The organism is Faecalicatena contorta, from assembly GCF_021531995.1.
Taxonomy (GTDB): Bacteria; Bacillota; Clostridia; order Lachnospirales; family Lachnospiraceae; genus Dorea_A; species Dorea_A contorta_A.
Genome location: NZ_JAFBIZ010000164.1, coordinates 1 through 4,087 on the forward strand (window position 1 = coordinate 1; position 4,087 = coordinate 4,087).

1 protein-coding gene is annotated in these 4,087 nt (G+C 34.6%); it reads left to right on the top strand.

Going from position 1 to position 4,087, the window contains the following annotated elements:
- On the top strand, positions 1-4,087 hold a 4,087-nt coding region (locus JQM82_RS14520), incomplete at both ends, for a leucine-rich repeat protein (protein WP_235251116.1).

Below are 4,087 nucleotides of genomic sequence, written 5' to 3' on the forward strand. Positions count from 1 at the left end.
CTGGAATACTTACAATTCATGCTATAAGAAATGAAAATGCATCTACAGAAGGAGAAAATAGAATAGCAGTTATTGATGTAGACATTCCTTCTGGTTTATCTAATGGTTCCGCACTAACCTACAATGTAGTAAGTGGCAAAGTTACTTATGTTTCTGATAAAGATGCATCTGTTATTAATACATTTGCAACTGCCTCTACACGTATTCCTATTATTGCCGCATATGATATAAACATTGGAACTATGCTTGTTGGCGCAGAGAATGGAATCATAACAGTAACAGATGTAAATGGAAATAAGGCTTCAAATGTTGAAGTGTTTGTAATTGATGATACTGAAGAATCATTAGGTAAGACAAATGATGATGGTATTTTGACAACTGACAAATTTGTTGATAAAGTTCAAAGTTTTACAGTTTATGCAAAAGGAGATGAAGGATATTCATTCCCGGTTAAAGCTCAGAGTTATTCCGCAGCAAACACTTCTGACGGAACTCCTTATTACATTATTGAAAATGCTGTAACAAATGGATCTTCAATGCAGAGTATTTCTTGGATGGCAAGTCCAAGTTGTGCATCTAAAAAAGCAATTATAAAGTATGGAACATCTGAAGATAATCTTGATACAACAAAAGAAGGAGAATGTGTGCTGAAAAGTTTCTCAGGCAGTGGAGATATTAATGATAATCATGCTGTATTAATTAATCATGTAACAATAACCAGTTTAAAATCTTCCACAGATTATTACTATCAGGTAGGTGACGGAGAGAAATGGTCTGACGTTAAACACTTCAGTACATCAGCAGGTAGTAAATCAGACACTAATTTCTTTGTTTTAGGTGATACGCAGACAGCTGTAGGAGAAACTGGAAGCATAGAAACTATCAATGAACAAATTGCAAATTCTTCATATGATTTTGGTATTCAGACAGGTGATGCAATTGAATCTCCGGCATTGTATTCCGATTGGGAGAATTTCTTAAATGTCTTTGGTACAGGTGCTTTTAGTACGACAGATATTATGCATGTAATTGGTAATCATGAACAATTTGGAGATAATGGAGCGAGTGCAGCAAATACTATTTTTGACACACCCGGAGATTATTATTCAATAGAATATGGCAATGTATATGTTGCAACTCTCAGCTATACGACAGATGCTTCAACACTCAAAAATTTTGCTGCTTGGTTAAAGGAAGATGCTTCAAAGAGTGATGCTTCATGGAAAATATTGGCTATGCACCAGCCTGCATATTATACGAATGTAGAAGGAGGAAGCCAGATTATTAATGACTATATTCCTGAAGCCGTAGATGAAGCAGGAATTGATATTGTCTTTTCTGGCCATGATCATTCTTATGCTCGTACGAAGCCTATGACAAATGGTATGGTCGATGAAAAAAATGGTGCTGTATATTATATCTGTGGTTCAACCGGAGAGAAATCATATGCGGTTACTGCAAATGAAAACTTTAATTTTTCTATTGCAACACAGGATTATGATGCAATATATTTAAGTGTCAGTGCAAATAATGATTCCATTACCGTTACAACATATAATGTATCAAATGGAACACAGAGTATTTTTGATACCTATACGCTTAACAAGTATCATTGTGAAGACGAGAATCACACATACGTTTATGACTCTGAAACAAATACATTAAAATGTTCTGTATGTGGCTATGAGATAAATGCAGAAGACAGTAAATATTCAGGATTTGCTACAGATAAAGCAACAGGAAAAAGAATGTATTTTGTATCTGGCCAGTACATGACTGGACACCAATATTTAAGCGGAACACATTACTACTTTGATGATAATGGACTAGCTTATGATGGAGAGTATACGATTGGTGGTGAAACTTGTTTATTTACAGATGGTCAATATACAAGCTGCAGTACTGCAGATGTAATTATTGCTGGTATTTGTGGAACGAGCGCAGAATTTGTTTTGTATGAAAATGGAGAATTCGTTATCTCGGGTACAGGAGCGATTGAAAAGTATGTATCATACGGTGTTGTACCATGGTATCAGTATAGAACAAGTGTTAAGTCTGTAATCATTTCGGCTGGAATAACAAAGCTTACAGAGAATGATTTTATCAGGTGTACGAACCTTACAACGGTAACCTTCGAAGAAGGTAGTAAATTGACAACTATAAACGGAGAAGTTTTCCATGGATGTACTTCTTTGACAGGAATTATTCTGCCAGAAAATGTAACTACAATTTATGGAAACGCGTTTTATGGATGTACAAATCTGGTATCAGTATATTTGCCATATGGCGTTTCATATATAGCCCCATCAGCATTTAAGAATTGTACAAATGTAGTTCTAAATGTTGGAAAAGACAGCTATGCAAAAAATTTTGCTGTGACGAATGGAATCCAATATATTGAGAGAGATAAAGAGGCTATCGACAGCGGCACATGTGGTGATGATGTGACATGGAGCTATTCAAGTGGTGGCTTATTAGTACTTTCAGGTAGTGGTGCAATGAAATCATATGCATCGACAAATGAAGTCCCATGGTATACATATCGTAAATCCATTGAAAAAGTTGTGATTGGTAAAGATATTACTAATATTTCAAATTATGCATTTGCAGATGAACCTGGATTGTCTGAGGTAGAATTTGAGGAAGGAAGTATACTTTCTAAAATTGGAGGAACTGCATTTTATGGTTCTTCATTAAAGGAGGTGACTTTACCGGATACTGTAACAACAATTTATGGTTTGGCATTTGCTAATTGTTCGAACCTTGAAAATGTTTACATACCAGATGGAACCTCATTTATTGGAGCCAGTGCTTTTAAAAATGATTCAAAAATTGTTCTCAGTGTAGGAATGAATAGTTATGGTAAACAATTTGCAGAAACAAACAACATTCCATATACAGAGAGAGGTGCTGAAGTTCTTGGAAGTGGTACTTGTGGAAGTGAAGCAACATGGAGCTATTCCAGTGATGGTATATTAACGATTTCCGGTAGTGGTTTAATGGAATCATATGAAGCAACAAATAAAGTTCCATGGTATACATATCGTAAATCTATTTTGAAAGTTTTGATTGGTAAAGATATTACAAGTATTTCAAGCTATGCATTTGCAGATGAACCATTACTTTCTGAAGTGGAATTTGAAGAAGGAAGTCAACTTACAAAAATTGGAGGAACTGCGTTCTACAGTTCTTCACTGAAAGAAGTAGTTTTACCTGAAAAAGTAACAACAATTTATGGTCTTGCATTTGGCAATTGCTCAAATCTTGAAAATGTTTATATACCAGATGGAACTTCATTTATTGGAGTCAGTGCTTTTAAAAATGACCCGAAAATAGTTCTCAGTGTTGGAATGAATAGTTATGGTAAACAATTTGCTGAAACGAACAGTATTCCTTATACGGAGAGAGGTGCCGAAGTTCTTGGAAGTGGTTCATGTGGTAATGAATTGACATGGAGTTATTCAAGTGAGGGTATATTAACGATTTCTGGAAATGGAGCTATGGAGTCCTATACATCATCAAATGTTGTTCCATGGTATACATATCGTAAGTCAATTTTGAAAGTTGTGATCGGTAAAGATATTACAAGTATTTCAAATTATGCATTTGCAGATGAACCATTACTTTCTGAAGTAGAATTTGAAGAAGGAAGTAAACTTACGAAAATTGGAGGAACTGCATTCTATGGTTCTTCATTAAGTGAGGTGACTCTACCGGAAGCACTGACAACAATCTATGGACTGGCTTTTGCAAATTGTTCTAACCTTACAAAGATTTATATTCCAAATAGTGTTTCATTTATTGCAGATAGTACATTTAGAAATTCTTCGAATGTATTATTAAGTGTTGGTTACCAGAGTTATGCAAAAAATTATGCTGAAAGATTAAGTCTAAATTATACTGAAAGAACAATAGAAACTTTGGCAAGTGGTTCATGTGGAGAAACAGTAACATGGACGCTTACAACAGATGGTAATCTCACTCTTTCTGGAAATGGAACTGTTGAAAATTACGATTCATATAAGAATACTCCATGGTATGAATATATTTCTAAAATAACAAAATTAACTGTTGGAAAAGATATAAC